Raw genomic sequence first — 19,934 nt, forward strand, 5'->3', positions numbered from 1 at the left:
GTGCAGCGGCGCTCGCGGCTACATCACTACTTCACCAACCCGCACCCACCTTCCGCCAACGGTCGAAACGCCTGCTCCGCAGAGATCGTCGAGACCAGCTTGTAATAGTCGTACGGATATTTCGATTCCTCCGGCTTCTTCACCTCGAACAGATACATCGGATGCACGACGCGGCCGTCCTGGCGGATCGTGGTGTCGCCGAACAGCTTGTCCTTACCCCTAAACTTCTTCATCTCGGGCACGGCGTCCTTGGCGTTGTCGCTGCCGGTCGCGGCGACCGCGTTGAGATAAGCGAGCGTGGATGCATAGACCCCGGCCTGGTTGCCGCTCGGCATCTTGCCGTTCATGCCGGGCCGCGCGGCGAACCGCTTGGCGAAGGCGCGGGTGTCGTCGTTCATGTCCCAATAGAACGCTTCCATGAGCTGGAGCCCTTGCGCGACCTTGATGCCCATGCCGTGGACGTCGTTGATGAAGAGCAGGAAGGCGACGAGCTTTTGTCCGCCCTGCTGGATCCCGAACTCAGCGGCCTGCTTTACCGCGTTGATGGTGTCGCCGCCGGCATTGGCGAGCCCGATCACCTGCGCCTTCGAGCCCTGCGCCTGCAACAGGAAGGAGGCAAAGTCGGAGGTGCCGAGCGGGTGCTTGCTGGAGCCCAACACCTTGCCGCCATGCGCTTCGATGTATTTCTGGGCTTCCGCCTCGATGCCCTTGCCGAGTGCGTAGTCGACCGTGAGAAAATACCACTCCTTGCCGCCGCGCGACATCATCGCCGCCGCCGTGGTGTTGCCGGTGGCCCAGGCGTCGTTGACCCACTGGATGGTGTTGGGCGAGCAGGCCTTGCCGGTGAGATCGGAGCTCGCGGTGGACGACGCAAGAAACGTCATGCGGCTGTCGCGCAGCAGCGTGTTGATGGAGAGACCGACGGCCGAGTTCGGCACGTCGACGATGGCGTCGACACCCTCGACATCGAGCCATTTGCGCGCGATGGCGTTGCCGACATCGGCCTTGTTCTGGTGATCGGCATAGACGATGTCGACCTTGATGCCCTTGCCGCCGCCGTTGAAATCCTCGGCAGCCATGCGCGCGGCCTCGACCGAGCCCATGCCGTTGGTGTCCTGGAAGATGCCTGAGATGTCGTTGAGCACGCCGACGCGCACGACATTGTCCGAAATCTCGGCATTTGCCGCGCCGCCAATCAGGCTCGCGGCCAGCGCAAGCGTCCACTTCAAGTTCTTCATTGTTCCCTCCCCTGTCGTATTTGTTGTTTTCGATGCCGGTCGCGTCAGGCCGGCGTGATGCTCACGGGCAGGCTGTCGAGCCCGCGCAGCGTGTTGTTGAAGCGGCGCTTTGGCTCGCCCGTGATCTCGATTTTTGCGATCCGTCGGGCCAGCGCCGCGAGCATTGTCTCGCCTTCCAGCCGCGCGACCAGCTGGCCGACGCACATGTGAATACCTGAGCCATAGCCAACATGGCCGGACGTGCGGCGGGTGATGTCGTAGCTGTCAGGCTTGTCCCAGCGCCGCGGATCGCGATTGGCAGCCGCCAGGAACATCAACACCTTCTCGCCCTCACCGATGGTCGCGCCTGACAGTTCGACCTCGCGCGTTGTCGTGCGGAAGAAGGTCTGCACCGGGCTTTCAAAACGAACGGCCTCCTCGAAAGCGTTGCGCGCCAGGGTGGGATCGCCACGCAGGCGCTGCCACTGCTCCGGAAAGCGCGCCAGGCAATACACCGCAGCACCGATGCCGTTGACCGTGGTGTCGAGGCCCGCCGACAGCAGCGAACGCACCAGCAGCGGCGCTTCGGTGGCGGTGATGGCACCCTCGTCGACATGGGCGTGGATGCAGGCGCCGATGCCGCCGGGCGTGAGGTTGTCCCGCTGGCACTGCTCGGTGACGTAGGCCTGGTGCGGCGCCGAGCGCGCGATCGCTTCCTGGCGCAACTGGTTCGGCGGGCCGAAGGCGTTGAACACGACACTGGCATAGGGAATGAGATTCTCGCGCCCCTCCGGCTTCAGCCCGAGCGCATCCGGGAAGATCGACAGCGGATAGGCCTCGGCGAGGTCCGTGATGGCATCGAAGCTGCGCTTCTCCAGCAGCGCGTCCACACGCTGTTCCGCTACCGCGGCAAAGCGGTCGCGGAGCCCCTTCATCACCGTCGGCGACAGCACCTTTGAGAGCACGGCGCGGGTACGGGTGTGCGCGGGAGGATCGGCTTCGAGGATCAGGCTCGGCGGCCGCCACGGCGTCTCCTTTTTGAAATCGGCGAGACCGACGCCGCGGCTGGAGCAGAACGTCGCGGGATCATTCAGCACGGCATGAACCTCGGCATAGCGCGCCACGCCATAGACGTTCCACTTGTCGAGATAGACGACAGGTCCCGCCTCCCGCAGCAGCTCATGCGTGGGATAGGGATCGGCGAAAAAATCCATTGCGAAAGGATCGACGTCGAGATGCGGGACGGCCGACGAACCGTTAATTTCCGGGGAGCTGGATGTGCTCATGGAAGTCCTCCCTCATTTTGAACTTGTGAAAGTGCGGCGCTTACCCTTAGGTCTCCAGACACGCCGCGAGACAGAATCCCGATATGCCGCCGTCTTCGACCAGAGCCCGCCAAAAACCTGCGCACGCCGAGACGGGACCGACGCTCGATCTCGACCGCTACGTCCCCGCGTTCATCACCTTCATCGCCAACAAGCTCTCGAACAGCGCCACCGCGTTCTATCAGCGGCAGTTCGGCGTCAACGTCACGGAATGGCGCATCATGTCGCTGCTGGCGATCGAGCCCGGCATCCCCGCCTCGCGCATCTGCCACGTCATTGGTTTCGACAAGGGCCCGGTGAGCCGGACGCTGGCTGGCCTGGAAAAGCGGGGGCTGATCTCGATCCGCACCGATCCCAACGACGGGCGCACCCATTCGATCTCGCTGACGGCGAAGGGCCGCGCCATCCATGACAAGGTGATCGTCGCGGCCTTCGAGCGCGAACGGCGCCTGTTGTCCTGCCTGGACAAGGGCGAGCGCGAGGTTCTGATCGACCTGTTGCGCCGCCTGCACGAAAATCTCGGCGCAGTGACCGGCAGCACCGAGACCTGACCGGCTACGCAGCCGGCGCCGACCTCTGTCATGTCCAGGCACGCGCCGGCATTCGCCCGCGGCACCCTCTCTGCCGAGCATTGCTTCCTCCAGGATCCGACGCGGCGGTTCCTTCCGCCGTCAGTCTTTATCTGGAACGCTTCGCATAAATTAGTTGCTTAGGCAACAAAAGAATCGTGCAGAATGATGCGGCAGGTGGGCTGGCGTATTTAGGCTTGCTCAACTCTCGTGTCCCGGGCGCGCTGCAGCGTGAAACGCTGCTGCGCAGAGCCGGGGCACGAGAGCTGCTAGCGCAGGCGTGGACGGGCTATCTGACGCAACCGATCCACTCGCCCGGCGCATCGTGATCCAACCGCGCTACCGCATCGGCACGTCGCGTCAGCACCGCGCGCTGGTTGATGTAGCCCTTGTCGGTGATCTCGCCGCCGTCCACCGACGGCGGTTCGACGAGTAGCAGGGCGCGCGTGGCGTGGCCGGAGGAGTTGGCGCCGTGTTGCTTGAGCTTCGCCAGACCCTGCGCGATCGCGGCTCTGACCTTGTCATGCGCAAGCACGTCGTTGACGCCTGCGGTCTCAGGCAGGCCGGCATACGCGCGGCACGCAGCGATGTTCGGAAACACCAGGAAGCGCACCTCGTCGCCGCCATGGCTGGTGATGACGATATCCTGCGCGAGCGGCGCCAGCGCGGCGATGCCGGCGAGGCGCAGCGTGCCGACGCTGACCCAGGTGCCGGAATTGAGTTTGAAATCCTCCGCGACGCGACCGTCGAAGAACAGGCCGCGCTCGGGCCGCTTCGCATCGGCGAACTTCACGGCGTCACCGATGAGATAAAATCCCTCGTCGTCGAACGCCTGCCTGGTCAGCTCCGGCGCTTTCCAATAGCCCGGCGTGACGTTGGGGCCGCGCACGCGCACCTCCAGCTTGTCGCCCGAGGTGACGAGCTTCAATTCGGTGCCGGGGATAGGCACGCCGATGTTGCCCGAGCGTTCCGCGAGGAAATGGCAGTCGGTGGCCAGCGGCGAGGTCTCGGTCGAGCCCCAGGCCGAGACCATCGGCATCGCGCGGCCAACAGTCTTGACGGAGAGTTCTTCGAGCGCGTCCCAGAGATTCTGCGGCAACGCGGCACCGGCGTAGAACGCGAATTTCACCTCGCTGAAGAAGCGGCGACACAGTTCCCCGTCGCCGCGCAGCGCCGCGATCAGCATGTCGAAGCCGCGCGGCACGTTGAAATAGACCGTCGGCATCACGCTTCTGAGATTGGCGAGTGACATCGCAAACAGACCGGGCGCCGGCTTGCCGCCGTCGATATAGAGCGAGCCGCCATTGCGCAGCACGAGATTGAAATTGTGGTTGGCGCCGAAGGTGTGGCTCCAGGGCAGCCAGTCGAGAATGACGAGATCGTCGCGCCCCTGTTCGAGAAACGTCCAGGTCTGCGCCTTGGCCTGCTGGCTCGACGTCAGCATGCGCTGGGTGTTGATCACGGCTTTCGGCGTGCCGGTCGAGCCCGAGGTAAACAGGAATTTCGCGATCGTATCGGGCGTCACTGCGGCGAAGGCCGTTGCGACGTCGGGGCTCTCCGGCGTTGCCGCGATGATGCGGAAGGCCAACGCATCGGCATCGTCTGAATTGCCGCTGATGATCTGCGCGCTATGCAGCGGCTTGATCGCGGCCAGTGCCGCCGCAAACGGCCTCGTCGCGGAGACATAGATCGCGGCGGGCTCAAGCAGCGTGATCATGCTCTTGAGCTTGTCGAAATCCTTGGACATCAGCGAATAGGCCGGCGAGATCGCCGCCGAGGGCACGCCGACATGCTGGGCCGCCAATGCCAGCAACGCATGATCGATGCTGTTGTCGGAGAGGATCGCGAGCGGGCGCTCCGGACTGAGACCTTGCGCCAGAATCCAGGACGCTGTCGCGCGCACCTGCCGGAGCGCCTGCGCATAGGTGACGGTGGTCCATGGCGCTTCGGCACTGCTGCGCTCCGCGAGGAAAATCGTATCAGGCCTCTGCCGCGCCCATTGCTCCAGCCAGTCGCCGACGCAACGCGCGCCATCGCGCAGGGCCTCGGGCGAGCGCAGCACGATGCTGCCGTCCGCGCGATGCTCGGCAACGGTTCTGGGTGTCGCGAACAGGCTCGAAGCATCACCGCGAGGGGCGGCTGTCATGGTTTCCTCCTCGCCCGGAAGCCGGGATCGACCGCAGCCTCGTCGCGGACCGCGTTGGCCGGCATGTTGGCCACGACAATTGTTGGGGCGCAAGCTCGAGGCCGGTGAGCTGCCCATTATTTGCGCAAATGCCCGTAACAGGGCGCTGACACGCAGGCCCGCCGGCGCTCGAAATATCCCCCAAGCCACTGATCCATCGATAATATCCGCAGCACTTGTCCTGCCCGGATTCTGTACACAATGGCACATCGCTTGCTTCGATCCGGGTGAAGAGACGTAGCCGGAGTTTTGTCGCCATGAGGGCTGAAATGGGGGCTGAGCAGCCTGAAACGATTGCCGCGATCGTGGCCGCGCACCGCGCGGGCACGCTCACCCCGGCGCAGACGGTCGCGCGCACCTATCAGCGCATCCGCGACCACAACGATCCCGCCGTCTTCATCAGCCTGCGCGACGAAAAGGACGCGATCGCGGAGGCCGAGAAGCTCGCCACCGGGGAGGCCGCCGGCCTGCCGCTCTATGGCGTGCCGGTCGTGGTGAAGGACAATATCGACGCGCTGGGATTTCCGACCACTGCGGCGTGTCCGGCCTTCTCGTACATCCCGACACACGATTCGACGGCGGTGCAGCGGCTGCGCGCCGCCGGCGCGATCATCATCGGCAAGACCAATCTCGACCAGTTCGCGACCGGCCTTGTCGGCGTGCGCTCGCCCTATGGCATCCCCAGAAACGCGATCCGTGAGGACCTCATTCCCGGCGGCTCCAGTTCGGGATCGGCTACCGCCGTCGGCGCCGGGCTGGTGCCGCTGTCGCTCGGCACCGACACCGCCGGCAGCGGGCGCGTGCCGGCGATGCTCAACAACATCGTCGGTCTCAAGCCGAGCCTCGGCATGATCTCGACCGCTGGCCTGGTGCCGGCCTGCCGGACGCTCGACTGTATCTCGGTGTTCGCTTTGACGGTCGACGACGCCGCGCTCGCACTGTCGGTGATGGCGGGTCCCGATCAGGCCGATCCGTTCTCGCGCGACCGGCCGCTCGGCGCGATCACCCCGCTCCCGGCAAACCTGCGCCTCGGCGTGCCGCGCAGCGGACAGCTGATCTTCTTCGGCGACAAGAAGGCGGAAGCGGCTTACGCCGACGCGTTGAAGCGCTGGACCGCGCTTGGCGCAACCCTCGTCGAGTTCGACCTCGAGCCATTCTACGAGACGGCGCGGCTGCTCTACGAAGGACCGTGGGTCGCCGAGCGCTATCTCGTGATCCGCGACCTGCTGGCGTCCGCGCCGGATACGATCCATCCGGTGACACGCGAGATCACTGCTGCCGGCGCGCGGCTGACGGCGGCGGAGACCTTCTCCGCGCTCTATCGCCTGCAGGGCCTGCGCAAGATCGCCGAGCGAACCTTCACCAATATCGACGCGCTGGTGCTGCCGACGGCGCCGACGGCCTATACGACCGCGCAGGTGCTGGCCAATCCGATCGAGCTCAACAGCCGGCTCGGCACCTACACCAATTTTGTGAATCTGCTCGACCTCTGCGGTCTCGCGCTGCCGGCGGCGATGCGCGCCGACGGCATCCCGTTCGGCATCACGCTCCTTGCACCCACGGGTCACGACGCGCTGCTCGCGAGCATCGGACGCGTGTTTCATGCCGATACCAAACTGACGCTTGGCGCAAAGGGTGCGGCGCAAGCAGCGCTGGCGCCGCTTGCCGCAAACGGCATCGACGAGATTCCCATCGCCGTGGTCGGCGCGCATCTGTCCGGCATGGCGTTGAACGGCGAGTTGAAAGCGCTGAACGGCCAGCTGATCGAGGCGACCAGGACCGCGGCGGACTACAAGCTCTACGCATTGAAGACCACGCCGCCGAAGCCGGGCATGCTGCGCGTCGAAACCGGCAAGGGCGCGTCGATCGAGCTGGAGATCTGGATGCTGTCGTCGTCCGCCTTCGGCAAGTTCGTCAACGCGATTCCCGCGCCGATGGCGATTGGCACCGTGCGGCTGGCGGATGGCCGCAGCGTGAAGGGATTTCTCGTCGAGCCCGAGGTGCTGGGCGAGGCGCGAGATATCACGGCTTATGGTGGATGGCGGAAGTTTATGGCGGAAGCCGCTACGGCATAGGTCTCGTAGGGTGGGCAAAGCGAAGCGTGCCCACCATCACCGTCAGCTTGGGTAGATGGTGGGCACGGCGCTTTGCGCCTTTGCCCATCCTACGGCACCGTGCGCGCGGCCCTACACCGACACCGCGTAGATCTCGTACTCCCCGCGCACCAGCTCGATATGCGCGCGCATCGCGGCGGCGGCGCCCTGCTTGTCGCCGCGCATGATGGCGACGACGACGCGGTCGTGCTCGGCTTGCGACTTTGCCAATCGGCCGAGGTTGCGGAACTGGGCGCGACGAAACGGCTGCACGCGCACGCGCGTCGCCAGCGTGATCTCGGCGATGTAGCCGTTCTGCGATCCCGCATAGATCGCGTTGTGGAAGCGCTCGTTGACCTCGTGGAAGCGCTCGGGATTGCCGGCGTAGCTCAACACCCGCAGCTCTTCGTGGATGGCTTCCAGACCGTGACGCTCAGTGGCCGACATGCGTTCGGCGGCAAGACCCGCGCACAGCGCTTCCAGCTCCGCCATCGCCTCGAACATGCCCGTCAGCCGTTCGAACGAAGGCTGTGCCACCACCGCGCCGCGATGGGCGCGTGCTTCGACGAGGCCGCTTGCCACGAGCTGGCGCAGCGCTTCCCGCACCGGCGTGCGCGAGACGCTGAAGCGGCGCGCGATGTCGGTCTCGTCAAGCGGCGCGCCGGGCGGCAGAGCGCCGCGCACGATCTCGTCGGCGAGCTGCAGGCGCAGCTCCTCGGCGCGCGTGATTTTGTGAGCTGATGGTGACGCCCGGTCGACACGCGGCACCGCCGGATCGGCCGGCAGCGCTCCGGGCGGAAGATCGTCAAGCGTCATACGGTCAGGTCTCTTTCGACTCGTCGATGATGCTGACATGGGCGGCGACGACGCGCCAGCCCTCCGGGAATTTTACCCAGGTCTGCATCTGCCGGCCGACCTTGCCCGGCATCGTGTCGCGATAGAACAGGGTGGAGGCGACCGCCGTGTCGCGGCCATAGCTGGTGATCATGGTTTTCGCGGTGCGGCGATTGAGGCCGACCGGCGAGCGCCCGGCGCGGAATCCGGAGATCGCCTCATAGCCGTAGAGATTCTCGCCGATGCCATAACGCAGCGTGCGGGGATCGTTGCGGAAGAGCTCGCCGAGCACCGCGACGTCGTTGGTGATCAACGCCTGCTCATAGCGATCGAACGCGGCTTTGACGTCCGCGATCACGTCGGGGAGATCGATCTCCATCTCAAAATCCTTTTGCGCTGGGCGCGGCGGCGACGCCCATCTTCTCCAACGCGTATGCGACGCGCAGCGCGATGTCCTCGCGCCATGGCGCGGCGATGATCTGCACGCCGATCGGCAGCGGTTCGAGCGGCACCGGCACGGCAACCACAGGCAGGCCGATGAAGGAGATCGGCTGGGTGTGGATGCCGATATTGGCGCGCACCGGCAGCTCGACGCCGCCAAGATTGAAATTGATCTGGCCGAGTTTCGGCGCGGTGCACGGCGTCGCCGGTGCGATCAGCACGTCGACCGACTTGAATATCTCGGCGAGTTGCGTTCGATACCAGCGGCGGAATTTTTGCGCGCGGTCGACCAGCGGCGCCGGCACCATAGCGCCCGCGATCAGCCGGTCGCGCACGGCGGGATCGAAATCGTTCGGCCGCTTGCGGAGCCGGTCGAGATGCAGCGAGGCGCCTTCCGTGGTGGTGATGACATAGGCCGCCGCGCGGGCGCGCGCGGCTTCCGGCACGTCCACCACGCGCGTTGCGCCCAGCGCCTTGGCGACGCGGCTGACGGCTTCGACGGCTTCCGGAAACAGATTCTGCTGGAAGTACCCGCCGGCGATTGCGATGCGCAGGTCCGAAACCGGATTGGCGAGCAGCGGCAGCGTCGGCTCCAGACCACGTGTGGTGGTGCAGGCGGCGTCGTCCGCATCCGGCCCCTGCATCGCGTCGTAGGCGAGCGCGAGATCGGTGGCGGAGCGCGCGAACGGGCCGAGATGATCGAGGCTCGCGACGAACGGGAAGGAGCGCGCACGCGAGAGCCGGCCATAGGTGGGCTTCAGGCCGAAGATGCCGCAGAACGAGGACGGCACGCGGATCGAACCGTTGGTGTCGGAGCCGAGCGCGATCGGCACCAGCGCGCCGCCGACGGCGCTGCCGGATCCGCCGGAGGAGCCGCCGCTCATCCGCGTGGTATCATGCGGATTGCGCGAGGGACCGTCATGGACGTTCTCGCCGGTGAAGTCATAGGCGTATTCGCCCATGTTGAGCGCACCGACCAGCACGGCGCCAGCCGCTTCCATACGCTCGATCAGCGTGGCATCGCGCGTCGCGGGCGCGCGGTCTCGGTTTATCTTCGAGCCGGCGCGGGTGGCGAGGCCTGCGACGTCGAATAAATTCTTCACCGCGAAGGGCACGCCGGTGAGCGGGCCGACGGTCTTGCCGGCGGCGATGTCGGCATCGATCGCGCGCGCTTTGGCGCGGGCGCGATCGGCGGTGATGTCGGTGAAGGCGTTGAGGATGGTGTCGTGCTGCTTGATACGCGCAAGCGCTGCTTCGGTCGCATCGAGCGCCGACATCTTGCGGCCCGCAACCGCGCTCGCGATCTCGGAGGCCGTCATCTCTGGCTTGGTCGTCATGGCGGCGTCAGACCGTGAAGACGGGCGCCGGCTCGGTCTCGTCCGGCAGCGCGAATTCGTCGACGAAGCGGCCGAGCCGTAGCGAGACCTCGAGATTGGCGCGAATGGACGACCTCCATGCTTCCTCGACAGGCAACGCCAACGCTTTCGTAACAGCGTCGATATAATCGTCCAGCGGTTCGGCCATCACGCTCCCAAACAAGCTCTCAGTGTGCGCCCAGTGTCTGCAGCGGCGGATGCGGGATCGCCGTCAGCAGCTCCTTGGTGTAGTCGTCCTGCGGATCGCTCAAGACCCGCTCGGAAGATCCTTCCTCGACGATTCGACCCGACCGCATGACAATGACACGATCGCACAACAAGCGCACTACGTTCAAATCATGCGAGACGAACAGATAACTCATACCTAGCCGCGCCTTGAGGTCCTGGAGCAGATTAAGGACCACCGCCTGGACCGAGACGTCGAGCGCGGCGGTCGGCTCGTCCAGGATGACGAGTTTCGGGTGCAGGGCAATGGCGCGGGCGATGCCGACGCGGGCCTTCTGGCCGCCCGACAATTGGTGCGGGAAGCGATCCAGCAGATTGTGCGGCAGGCCCACCATGGTGGCGAGCTCCTCACAGCGGGCGCGGAGCGCGTCCCGCCCCCTGATGTCGCCAAGTTGCATGATGGGATCGGCGATGGCACGCACGGCGGTGAAGCGCGGGTTGAGGCTGTCGGTCGGATCCTGGAATACCATCTGGATGCGGCTGCGCTGCGGCAGCCGGGCAAAGCCGGCGGGCGCGATGGCGCCGATGTCCTCGCCGTCGAACTGGATCAGGCCCGAGGTCTGGTCCAGCAGCCGCATCACCATCATCGACGTGGTCGATTTGCCGCAGCCGGACTCGCCGACCAGGCCGACGCTCTCGCCATGGCCGACCGTGAAGCTGATGCCGTCGACCGCGCGGAACACATCCGGCTCGACCGGCGGCTTGCGGCCGAACAATTTTCCGAGCGTGGCGGTCGCGCCCTGGCGGGGATATTCCTTGACCAGCTTGTCGATGAGGAGAAGAGGCGTCTTCTCCCTCTCCCCGTCCTTCACGGGGAGAGGGTTGGGGTGAGGGGCTGCTTCCGCGGACACGGTGCTGGGAGAGGCAAGAGTCTCCTCCTCCGGCAACAGATCCCGCAGGCTCACGCCCAGCCGCGGCGTCGCGCGCATCAGCTTCTTCGTGTAGGGGTGCTGCGGGTTGGCGAAGATGTCGGCGGCCTTTGCGGTCTCGACCACCCGGCCCTTTTCCATCACCACGACGCGGTCGCAATAGGCTGCGGCGAGGCCGAGATCATGCGTGATCAGGATGGTGGACATCGCCTTGCGCTTGGTCAGCTCGACGATCAGATCCATCACCGCCTTCTGCGTGGTGACGTCCAATCCAGTCGTCGGCTCGTCCGCAATCAGCAGCTGCGGATTGCAGGCAAGCGCGAGCGCGATGACGACGCGCTGGCACATGCCGCCGGACAATTCGAACGGATACGCGTGATAGCGCTCGCGCGGGCGGGCGATCTTGACCTGCTCCAGCGCCTCGATCGCCTTTTCGCCGCGGTCCGAGACCATGGCCTGCTGCACATGGGTGCGCAGCACGTCTTCGATCTGGTCGCCGACCTTCCGGATCGGGTTGAGCGCGGCGCGCGGGTTCTGGAAGATCATCGAGACTTCGCGACCGCGCAAATCGCGCATCTGGTCTTCGGTCGCGGCCTTGACGTCGATGCCCGAGAACATCACCGAGCCCTCGGCGATCCGCCCTGCACGATCGAGAATGCGCATCACGGCATAGGAGGTCACCGATTTGCCGGAGCCGGACTCGCCGACGATCGCCAGCGTCTCGCCCTTGGCAACGGAGATGTTGACGTGCTGGACGGCTTTGACGATGCCGCGGCGGGTGGTGAATTCGACCGTGAGGTCCTGGACGTCGAGCAGCGGCTGGGCGGTCATGGGTGCCTCCCAAACAAAAACGTCGAAAACAACCCCATGCACAGTAGAACGGGATTGAAATCATTGGAGAATTTTGAGCAAAAATTTGCGCGGAATCCAGCCATCACGTCCTCCGCTGGGGGTCGACGATGTCGCGCAGGCCGTCGCCGAGGAGGTTGAAGCAGAACACGGCGATCATCAGAGCGAGGCCCGGGAATAGCGCGATCCACCATTCGCCTGACACCATGAAGCCGGCACCTTCGGCGACCATGATGCCCCATTCCGCCGTCGGCGGACGGACGCCGAGGCCGATGAACGAGAGACCGGCGGCATTGAGGATGGCGTAGCCCATGGTCAGCGACATCTGCACGATCATGATCGGCATGATGTTCGGCAGGATATGCACGAGGAGAATGCGGAATTCGCCGTTGCCGGACAGCCGCGCGGCCTGCACGAAGCCGGCGTTGCGGCGGACATTGGCTTCGGCGCGCGCAACGCGGGCGTAGAGCGGAAAGTTCACGATTGCCGTGGCCAGGATGATGTTCTGCACGGTATTGCCGAGGGCTGCGACGATGCCCATGGCGAGCACGAACAGCGGGAACGCCATGATGGTGTCGGCGATGCGACCGACGATGCGATCGGTCCAGCCGCCGAAATAGCCGGCCGCGATGCCGGCGAGCCCGCCCATCAGGAACACCAGGACGACCGAAGCGACCGCGATGAACGTATCGAGCCGCGTCGCCACCACGACCCGGCTGAAGATGTCGCGGCCCAACTGGTCGGTGCCGAACCAGTGCGCGGCCGACGGCGGCTTCAGCGACGCCGCGGTGTCGGACGCCAGCGGGTCATACGGCACCACATAGGGGCCGAAGATCGCGGCAAGGAGGATCACGATCAGCAGTGCGAAGGCAAAACCGGTGACCTTGTTCTCGCCGAGCACGTAGCGGGTCTGGTCGAGGAGCGCGACGAATCCCGAGGTCCGCGCGGGACCGACAGGTTCAACAGCAGGCGCAACGGTGCTCATTGTGTCCCCCTACCCTTCCAAGCGCACGCGCGGATCGATCACCCCATAAAGAATGTCGATCACGAGATTGAGCAGCACGTACATGACCGCCATGGTCAGCACGAAACCCTGCACCGGAGCAAAGTCCGACGAGATCAGCGCTTCGACCGCATAGGAGCCGATGCCGGGCCAGGCGAACACTTTCTCGACCAGCACGTTGGCGCCCAGCAAGAAGGAGAACACCATGCTCAGCGTGGTGATGACGGGGAGCATCGCGTTGCGGAAGGCGTAGGTGACGATGACGGTCGCCGGCGACAGGCCGCTGGCGCGCGCGGTACGCACGAACTCCGACGACAGCACCGCCAGCATCGAGGCGCGCGTCATGCGCGCGATCGGCGCCAGCGAGAAGATCGCAAGCGTCGTCGCCGGCAGGATGAGCTGGCTGCATGCCGAACGGAACGCCTCGAAGTCGCGTGCGATCAGGGTGTCGATCAGATAGAAGCCTGTGACCGTCGGCGGCGCGCTGTAGAACACATCGAGCCGGCCGAGCGGCGCGGGCGACCAGCCGAGCCGGAAATAGAAGACATAGACCAGCACGAGACCGGTGAAGAATACCGGCAGCGAGACGCCGGCCGTCGTCGTGATGCGACAGAGATGATCGACCCACGATCCCGGCCGCGTCGCCGCCAGCACGCCGAGAGGGATGGCGATCACGATCGAGACGATGAGGCCGAGCAGCGTCAACTCGGCGGAGGCCGGCAGGCGGTTGCGGATCTCGGCCGCGACCGGCTGGCCCGTCGTGAGCGAGTTGCCGAAATCGCCATGGGCGAGATCGTTGGTGTAACGGAAGAACTGTTCAATCAGCGGCTTGTCGAGGCCGAGCTTCTTGCGGATCTGCTCGACGGCTTCCTTCGTCGCGGCGGGGCCGGCGAAATAGGCGGCGGGATCACCCGGCAGCGCGCGGGTCAGCAGGAAGGTGACGATGACGACCCCGATCAACGAGGGAATCGCGAACATCAGGCGCTTGCCGATCATGGTCAGCATGGGGTGCTCCTCCTGGGCTGCGCTGGTGAGCACGCTCGCGCGGCTCGCTCCACTGCGTTCCCTCCCCCCTTGTGGGGGAGGGCTAGGGAGGGGGGTGGCTCCGCGAGAGGTCTGAGGTTGTGGCTACCCCTCTCCCCAACCTCGAGAGCGAGCTTCGCTCGCCTCGGACCCCACAAGGGGGGAGGGAGCCCGAAGAGCGTGCTCACCTCACTCTGAAGGACAGCGCCCGCCATCCGCCCTCACCCCTTCGCCATCGCGCGATAATCCAGCCTCCGGTGGAACCAGTATTGGTAGCCGCTGATGTTCTTCTGCATCGCGACGTTGACGAACGGCTGGTACAGCGGGATGCGCGGGATGTCGCTGTAGGCGAGGTCGACGAAGCCCTTCACGTCGGTGTCGTAGGTCGCGGTGTCACCGGTGGCGGCGGCTGCGCGTGCGCCGTCGATCAGCTTGTCCATCTCCGCCGACTTGTAGCTCATGGTGTTGAAGACGGAATTATTGCCGTGATAGCACCAGTAGAAGAAGTATTCGGGGTAATCGAGCCAGCCCGAGAACACGTTGGTGAAGAGCGGCATCTCCTTCTTGTTCAACTCGGTGCGCCAGTTGGCGCCGGGCACCTTGTTGATGGTGGTCTTGATGCCGATCTGGGCCAGGCTCTCCTGCACCAGCACGCAGAGCGGCTCGTTGACGCCCGCGAAATTCAGGTCGAACGAGATCGTGGTCTCGAAGCCGTTGGCGTATCCGGCCTCGGCCAGCAGCGCTTTCGCCTTGTCCATGTCGGTATTGTATTTGTGCGGCTGCGGCCAGGCGACTTCGGTCGGCTTGTCCTTGGCAGCCCCGAACATGGGATTGGCCAGCCCGAACATCACCGCGTCCATGATCTTCTGGTAGGGAATCGCGTAGGCGACCGCCTGACGCACTTTGGGATTGTCGAACGGCGGCTTGGTCACGTTCATGCCGATATACTGGATGCCGTTGGAGAAAGGCAGCGACACCACGTTGAGCTTGCCGCTCGCCTTCATCTCCTGGAAATCCTTGAACGGCAGCTCGTAGGAAATGTCGGCGTCGCCGCGCTCCAGCAGCGCGCGACGGTTGCCGGCCTGCGGCACCATGCGCCAGATCACACGCTTGATCTTAGGCAGCGGGCCGCCGACCCAGTCGTCGTTGCGCTCCATCACCACTTCGGTGCCGGCTGTCCACTTCGTCACCTTGTAGGCGCCGGAGCCCGCGGTCTGCTGCTTGGTGTACTCAAGACCCCACGGATCTTTTTCGCTGGCATTTTTCTTCACCAGTTCGGAATTGATGATGCAGGGCACGATCACCGCGAGATCGGGGATCGTCAGCTTGTCCTTCTTCAGGAAGTCGACACGCACCGTGTAGTCGTCGATCACGACGAACTGCTCAGGCTTGGTCAGCGAGCCCGCGCTCATCTGGAAGGTGGGGAAGCCGCCGACGCTGACGGCGCGGTCGAGCGACCACTTCACGTCCTTGGCGGTGACAGGCGCGCCGTCGTGGAATTTGGCGTTCTTCTTCAGCTTGAAGGTGACCGACATGTCGTCGATCTTGAAGTCCTCGGCGAGCTCGCCCTTGAACTTGTCGCGGTCGTAATAGGGCACGCCGCCGGGGCCGGTCTTCATCTCGTGGCTGAGCAGGCGATCGTAACAATTCCAGGACACCTCGTAGCCGGGCACGTTGGTGCCGACGCCGTGGATGTCGAGATTGTTGGGGCCGCCTTCCGAGACGATCAGCAGCGTCTCCGAGCGCGCATCGGCTTTGGCCGACGAGATCACGGACGGCATGGCCGGAAGCGCCGCGCCTGCGGCCAATCCGGAAACGGACTTGAGGAAATCGCGGCGCTTCATGAAATGGCTCCAACACAAAGTTTTCTGGTTGGAACTGGATTCGCAAGGTTCGTGCCAAGGCTTAAGGAGCGTTTAAACCAGCATAAGCCACTGATATATCTACATGAAACAGCCATTGACCGGACCGTCGATCAAGGGCCAATCATTTGGGGCGTTGCATACAAAGATGCGCATTTGCTCATAAAATAAGCTGAATTGAGCTTCGCTTGTTTGGCGGGCGGCTTATTGAACCGCCGTCGTCCTGGCGAAAGCCAGGAGCCATTACCCCAGGGAGAAGTTGCGGCGCGAAGCTGGCAACCACGAGTCTTCGCAAAACCCCGCCCTGGGGTAAGGGGTCCTGGATCAGCGCTGCGCTTGTCCAGGACGACAGCGTTGATGAGGTCGGCAGCGGTGAATTACTCTGCCCAGATCAGCTCCTGCAGCTCGACCAGATCGTTCGCCTTGTCCTGCCAGCCCTCGATGCAGATGTGGCTGTTGAGGTCGCTGGCGCGATGCAGCAGCATCAGCGCCATCAGGCGGCGCTTGAGCGCGAAGTCGGGCTTGGCGTAGCCAAAGCCTTCGAGCAGGCTGCGCACCCTCCCCGGCCGGCCCGCTGCCATGAAGGCGCTGGGGCCGAGCAGATCGTAGTCGCGCCATCCCGCCAGCACGTCGCCGAAGTCGAAGAGCCCGGCGAGCGACCATTGGCCGTCGTCGCAGGCGAGCAGGAAGTTCTCCGGAATGTATTCGCCGATCAGGATCACCGGCGGCGCATCCGTCGGAATCAGTTTTGCCGCATCACGCAGGAGATCGTCGAGGCCGGCGAGGAATTTCGGCGCAAGACCGAGACGCGTGTGGCGCGCCTTGCAGCCCTGCATCTGGGCGCGCACGAAGTCTTCCCAGCGCGGCTGGATTTGCGCGAGCGGGCCGAGCGGAGCGCGCTGCACGGACGCGATGGTCTCGCCGATCTGGCGCAGCACGCGTTCCTTCTGCGCTTCAGGTAATTGCGGCCAGGCCTCCGAACCAAGCGTGCCGGCAAGGCGTGTGACGACGAGATAAGGCCAGCCGTCGCGCTCGCCTTCGGCGACGATCTCGGGGATCGGCAGATGGAGGCGGCCGGCAAGCTGGGTCAGCGAGCCGTGCTCGGAGACGAATTGCGCGCGGAGCAGCGGCGGGAAGATTTTCAGGATCAAGCGATCGCCGAGCCCGACCACGAGATTGGTGCCGGTGGTAAACACGTGCGGCGCGCTGACATCGAGATCGTGGCTGCGGGCGATGTCGAGCGCGACGGAGAGCCATCGCGGAGGGTCGGCGCGAAAGGCGCGAAAGCTCTCGGCGTCGGCGAAGTGGGGGAGTAACATCGACATCGTAACCTAATGCATTTCAAGAGTAGTTTCCCCGCGGCCCATCCTTCGAGACGCCCGCTTTGGCGGGCTCCTCAGGATGAGGACGGAGTGCGCGACAACAATTTTGGCGGGCAGCGAAGCCGCTTAGCCTCATCCTGAGGAGACCGCGCCAGCGGGCGTCTCGAAGGACGAGGCGTGCGCTCAGCGCCCGCTACCGATCCGGGCTGGCGCGTTCGAACTGGCGCAGGATTTTGTTGCCGCGTTCGACCGCGGCATCGAGCGCGGCTTGCGCGCTCTTGCGGCCGGCAAAGGCCTGCTCCAGCTCGTCCTCGATCGCGCCGCGGATCAGCACGAAGGAGCCGAGCCGGATGCCTTTCGAATTCTCCGTCGGAGGATGCAGCGTGATCTCCTCGAACGAGATCGCCGAGCCGGGATTGCGCTCGTAAAAACCTTGCGCGCGCGTCAGCTCGAAGGCGGCGCGGGTCACAGGCAGATAGCCGGTGTTCTGGTGCCACGCGGCCTGCACGCCAGGCTGCGAGAGGTAAGCGAAGAATCGCGCCACACCCTTGTATTCCTCGCGCGGTCGATCGCGCAGCACCCAAAGTGTGGCGCCGCCGATGATCGAGTTCTGCGGCGCGCCCTTCACGTCGGGCCAATACGGCATCAGGCCGTAGCCGATCTCGAACTTCGAATTCGCCTTGATGTCGGCGCGCGTCGCCGAGGAGCCGATGAAGATGCCGCATTCGCCGTTCTGGAAGCGCGGCTCGGCCGACTGGCCGCGGCCGCTGTAGTCGAACACTTTGGTCTTCTGCCACTCGCTGAGCTCGGAGACGTGACGCACCAGAGACGGATTGTTGATGGTCAACTCGGCATCGAGCGCGGCGAAGCCGTTGGTCCGCGTCGCCAGCGGCAGATTGTGGAAGGCGGAGAAATTCTCGACATGGATCCAGGACGGCCAGGACGTGGTGAAGCCGCACGCCGCGCCGCGATCGCGCAGGCGTTTCGCAGCAGCACCAAGCTCCGGCCAGGTCTTCGGCGGCGTCTCCGGATCTAGCCCTGCGTCGCGGAACATGGTCTTGTTGTAATAGAGGATCGGCGTCGACGAATTGAACGGAAAGGACAAAAGATTGCCGGCCGCATCGGTGTAGTAGCTGGAGACGGCAGGAAGGTAGTCATTTAGCGAGAACGGCTCGTTCATGTCCCGCATCAGGCTGAACACGGGATAGATCGCGCCCTTGGCCGCCGTCATGGTGGCGGTGGCGACCTCGTTGACCTGGACGATCGCGGGCTGGCTGCGCGAGCGGAAGGCGAAGATCGCGGCCGTCACCGTCTCGGTGTAATTGCCCTTGTAGGTCGGCACCACGCGATAGTCCGGCTGCGAGGCGTTGAAGTCGGAGGCGAGCTTCTCGAGCTGCCGGCCGAGCTCGCCGGACATGGCGTGCCACCACGCGATGTCGGTCGCGGCACGCACCGGCGCGGCCAATGAGAGGACCGCAAAGGCGGCGACGACCTGCAAAAGGCGCGATGCTGAAGTCACGATGGCTCTTTCCATGCCGCACGACGAAAGCGGCTGTCCCTGCTTAAGGCGCGGCATTTGCGGTTTCAACCGGGAATGAGCCCCGGCCGCGCCGCACAATCACGCCGCTGCGCCGGGCGGGATGGCCTTCCCACGACCATCTGCTAGATTGCATTGAACCTTTTCCTCCCGCCATAGACTCCACCACTGAGGGGTTGAGTGTGCCAGTGTTGAACCGTGCCGAACGCTCGCGGACCGGGGTGGTTTTCGTCGCGCTTCTGATCGCCATCTGCGCGACGGGAGCCGCTGCGCGCGAATTCCGCGCGGCCGACACCCAGACCGAGGATTATCCGACCGTGCAGGCGCTGCGCTACATGGGCGCCCTGATCGCCGAGCGCAGCGGCGGCCGGCACGAGGTCAAGGTGTTTCACTCCCGCCAACTCGGCGAGGAGAAGGAGACCATCGAGCAGACCCGGGTCGGTGCGATCGACCTCAACCGGACCAATGTGGCGCTGATCGGCAATTTCGTCCCGGCGATGAACGTGCTGGCGATGCCGTTCCTGTTCCGGTCCATCGAGCACATGCAGAAGGTGCTGGACGGGCCGATCGGCAGCGAGATCCTCGGCAGCTTCGAGCCATATGGCTTCGTTGGCCTCGCCTTCTATGATTCCGGCGCGCGGTCGATCTACAACGGCGTCCGGCCTGTGCGGGGTGTCGCGGACCTCAAGGGATTGCGGATCCGGGTGCAGCAGTCGGAGTTGATGAGCCAGATGATCCGCGCGCTCGGCGCGGAGCCGGTCGAGATGCCCTATGGGCAGGTGCTCGCCGGACTTGCCAACCATTTGATCGACGGCGCCGAGAACAACTGGCCCTCCTACGTGACGACGGACCATTACAAGCATGCCGGCTACCTCGCGCTCACCGAGCACACGATGAGCCCCGAAGTGCTGGTGATCTCGCTGAAGGCCTGGAAGAGCCTGTCGGCCGACGACCAGACCATCTTCAGGGAAGCCGCGCAGCGCTCCAGCCGGTTCATGCGCGAGAAATGGCGCGACCTCGAGGAGCAGTCGCAGCGCAAGGCGGAAGCAGCGGACGTCACCATCGTCAGGGATATCGACCGCAAGCCGTTCGAAGACGCGATGGTCGCGATCTACGCCAAGGCCGGGCAGGATCCGGCCGCGGCCGCGCTGATCGAACGCATTCGCAAGGTGGAGTGAGGCCACTTGCCCGGGCTTGGACACAG

At 64.9% G+C, this 19,934-nt stretch carries 16 protein-coding genes; 3 read left to right on the forward strand and 13 right to left on the reverse strand.

The window, feature by feature from the left end; genetic code table 11:
• Positions 1–26 precede the first annotated feature (26 nt).
• Together ABIB90_RS03025 and ABIB90_RS03030 are read right to left on the reverse strand one after the other, a co-directional pair.
• Complete coding sequence (locus ABIB90_RS03025) at positions 27–1,238, reverse strand: ABC transporter substrate-binding protein (protein ID WP_007597950.1); 1,212 nt, start codon at positions 1,236–1,238, stop codon at positions 27–29.
• 44 nt (positions 1,239–1,282) lie between these two features.
• Positions 1,283–2,503: a cytochrome P450 gene (locus ABIB90_RS03030; RefSeq protein ID WP_354162194.1), complete on the reverse strand. Its 1,221-nt coding sequence runs from the start codon at positions 2,501–2,503 to the stop codon at positions 1,283–1,285.
• An 83-nt stretch (positions 2,504–2,586) separates the two neighbouring features.
• Between ABIB90_RS03030 and ABIB90_RS03035 the strand changes: the two genes are divergently transcribed.
• Complete coding sequence (locus ABIB90_RS03035; protein WP_354200162.1) at positions 2,587–3,093, forward strand: MarR family winged helix-turn-helix transcriptional regulator; 507 nt, start codon at positions 2,587–2,589, stop codon at positions 3,091–3,093.
• A 307-nt stretch (positions 3,094–3,400) separates the two neighbouring features.
• Here ABIB90_RS03035 and ABIB90_RS03040 read toward each other — a convergent pair whose 3' ends face one another.
• Complete coding sequence (locus tag ABIB90_RS03040; protein WP_354200163.1) at positions 3,401–5,257, reverse strand: feruloyl-CoA synthase; 1,857 nt, start codon at positions 5,255–5,257, stop codon at positions 3,401–3,403.
• Positions 5,258–5,565: 308 nt separating this feature from the next.
• On the opposite strand from ABIB90_RS03040, the gene atzF reads away from it, so the two are divergent.
• Positions 5,566–7,371, forward strand: a complete 1,806-nt coding sequence (gene atzF / locus ABIB90_RS03045; RefSeq protein ID WP_354200164.1) for an allophanate hydrolase — start codon at positions 5,566–5,568, stop codon at positions 7,369–7,371.
• 111 nt (positions 7,372–7,482) lie between these two features.
• Here atzF and ABIB90_RS03050 read toward each other — a convergent pair whose 3' ends face one another.
• From ABIB90_RS03050 to ugpB, 10 genes are all read right to left on the reverse strand, one after another.
• Positions 7,483–8,205 (reverse strand): GntR family transcriptional regulator, encoded by a 723-nt coding sequence (locus ABIB90_RS03050; protein ID WP_007597956.1) that lies wholly within the window; start codon positions 8,203–8,205, stop codon positions 7,483–7,485.
• Between the two features lie 4 nt (positions 8,206–8,209).
• Positions 8,210–8,602: an oxalurate catabolism protein HpxZ gene (gene hpxZ, locus ABIB90_RS03055; protein WP_219678985.1), complete on the reverse strand. Its 393-nt coding sequence runs from the start codon at positions 8,600–8,602 to the stop codon at positions 8,210–8,212.
• Between the two features lies 1 nt (position 8,603).
• Complete coding sequence (locus ABIB90_RS03060; protein ID WP_354127037.1) at positions 8,604–10,001, reverse strand: AtzE family amidohydrolase; 1,398 nt, start codon at positions 9,999–10,001, stop codon at positions 8,604–8,606.
• A 7-nt stretch (positions 10,002–10,008) separates the two neighbouring features.
• Positions 10,009–10,188 (reverse strand): DUF4089 domain-containing protein, encoded by a 180-nt coding sequence (locus tag ABIB90_RS03065; protein WP_007597962.1) that lies wholly within the window; start codon positions 10,186–10,188, stop codon positions 10,009–10,011.
• Between the two features lie 19 nt (positions 10,189–10,207).
• Positions 10,208–11,965 carry a dipeptide ABC transporter ATP-binding protein gene (locus ABIB90_RS03070; protein WP_007597964.1) on the reverse strand — a complete coding sequence of 586 codons (1,758 nt, stop codon included), beginning with the start codon at positions 11,963–11,965 and terminating at the stop codon, positions 10,208–10,210.
• A 103-nt stretch (positions 11,966–12,068) separates the two neighbouring features.
• On the reverse strand, positions 12,069–12,968 hold the full coding sequence (locus tag ABIB90_RS03075) for an ABC transporter permease (RefSeq protein WP_354127039.1): 900 nt from the start codon (positions 12,966–12,968) through the stop codon (positions 12,069–12,071).
• Between the two features lie 9 nt (positions 12,969–12,977).
• On the reverse strand, positions 12,978–13,991 hold the full coding sequence (locus ABIB90_RS03080; RefSeq protein WP_106941332.1) for an ABC transporter permease: 1,014 nt from the start codon (positions 13,989–13,991) through the stop codon (positions 12,978–12,980).
• 239 nt (positions 13,992–14,230) lie between these two features.
• Positions 14,231–15,853 (reverse strand): ABC transporter substrate-binding protein, encoded by a 1,623-nt coding sequence (locus tag ABIB90_RS03085; RefSeq protein WP_354200165.1) that lies wholly within the window; start codon positions 15,851–15,853, stop codon positions 14,231–14,233.
• 395 nt (positions 15,854–16,248) lie between these two features.
• Positions 16,249–17,196 (reverse strand): aminoglycoside phosphotransferase family protein, encoded by a 948-nt coding sequence (locus ABIB90_RS03090; protein ID WP_354200166.1) that lies wholly within the window; start codon positions 17,194–17,196, stop codon positions 16,249–16,251.
• 190 nt (positions 17,197–17,386) lie between these two features.
• Entirely contained in the window at positions 17,387–18,727 is a 1,341-nt protein-coding gene (gene ugpB / locus ABIB90_RS03095; RefSeq protein ID WP_354200383.1) for a sn-glycerol-3-phosphate ABC transporter substrate-binding protein UgpB, read from the reverse strand.
• A 185-nt stretch (positions 18,728–18,912) separates the two neighbouring features.
• On the opposite strand from ugpB, the gene ABIB90_RS03100 reads away from it, so the two are divergent.
• Positions 18,913–19,908 carry a TRAP transporter substrate-binding protein gene (locus ABIB90_RS03100; RefSeq protein WP_354200167.1) on the forward strand — a complete coding sequence of 332 codons (996 nt, stop codon included), beginning with the start codon at positions 18,913–18,915 and terminating at the stop codon, positions 19,906–19,908.
• The last annotated feature ends 26 nt before the right edge of the window (positions 19,909–19,934 follow it).

Source organism: Bradyrhizobium sp. JR4.1, from assembly GCF_040548605.1.
GTDB lineage: Bacteria > Pseudomonadota > Alphaproteobacteria > Rhizobiales > Xanthobacteraceae > Bradyrhizobium > Bradyrhizobium canariense.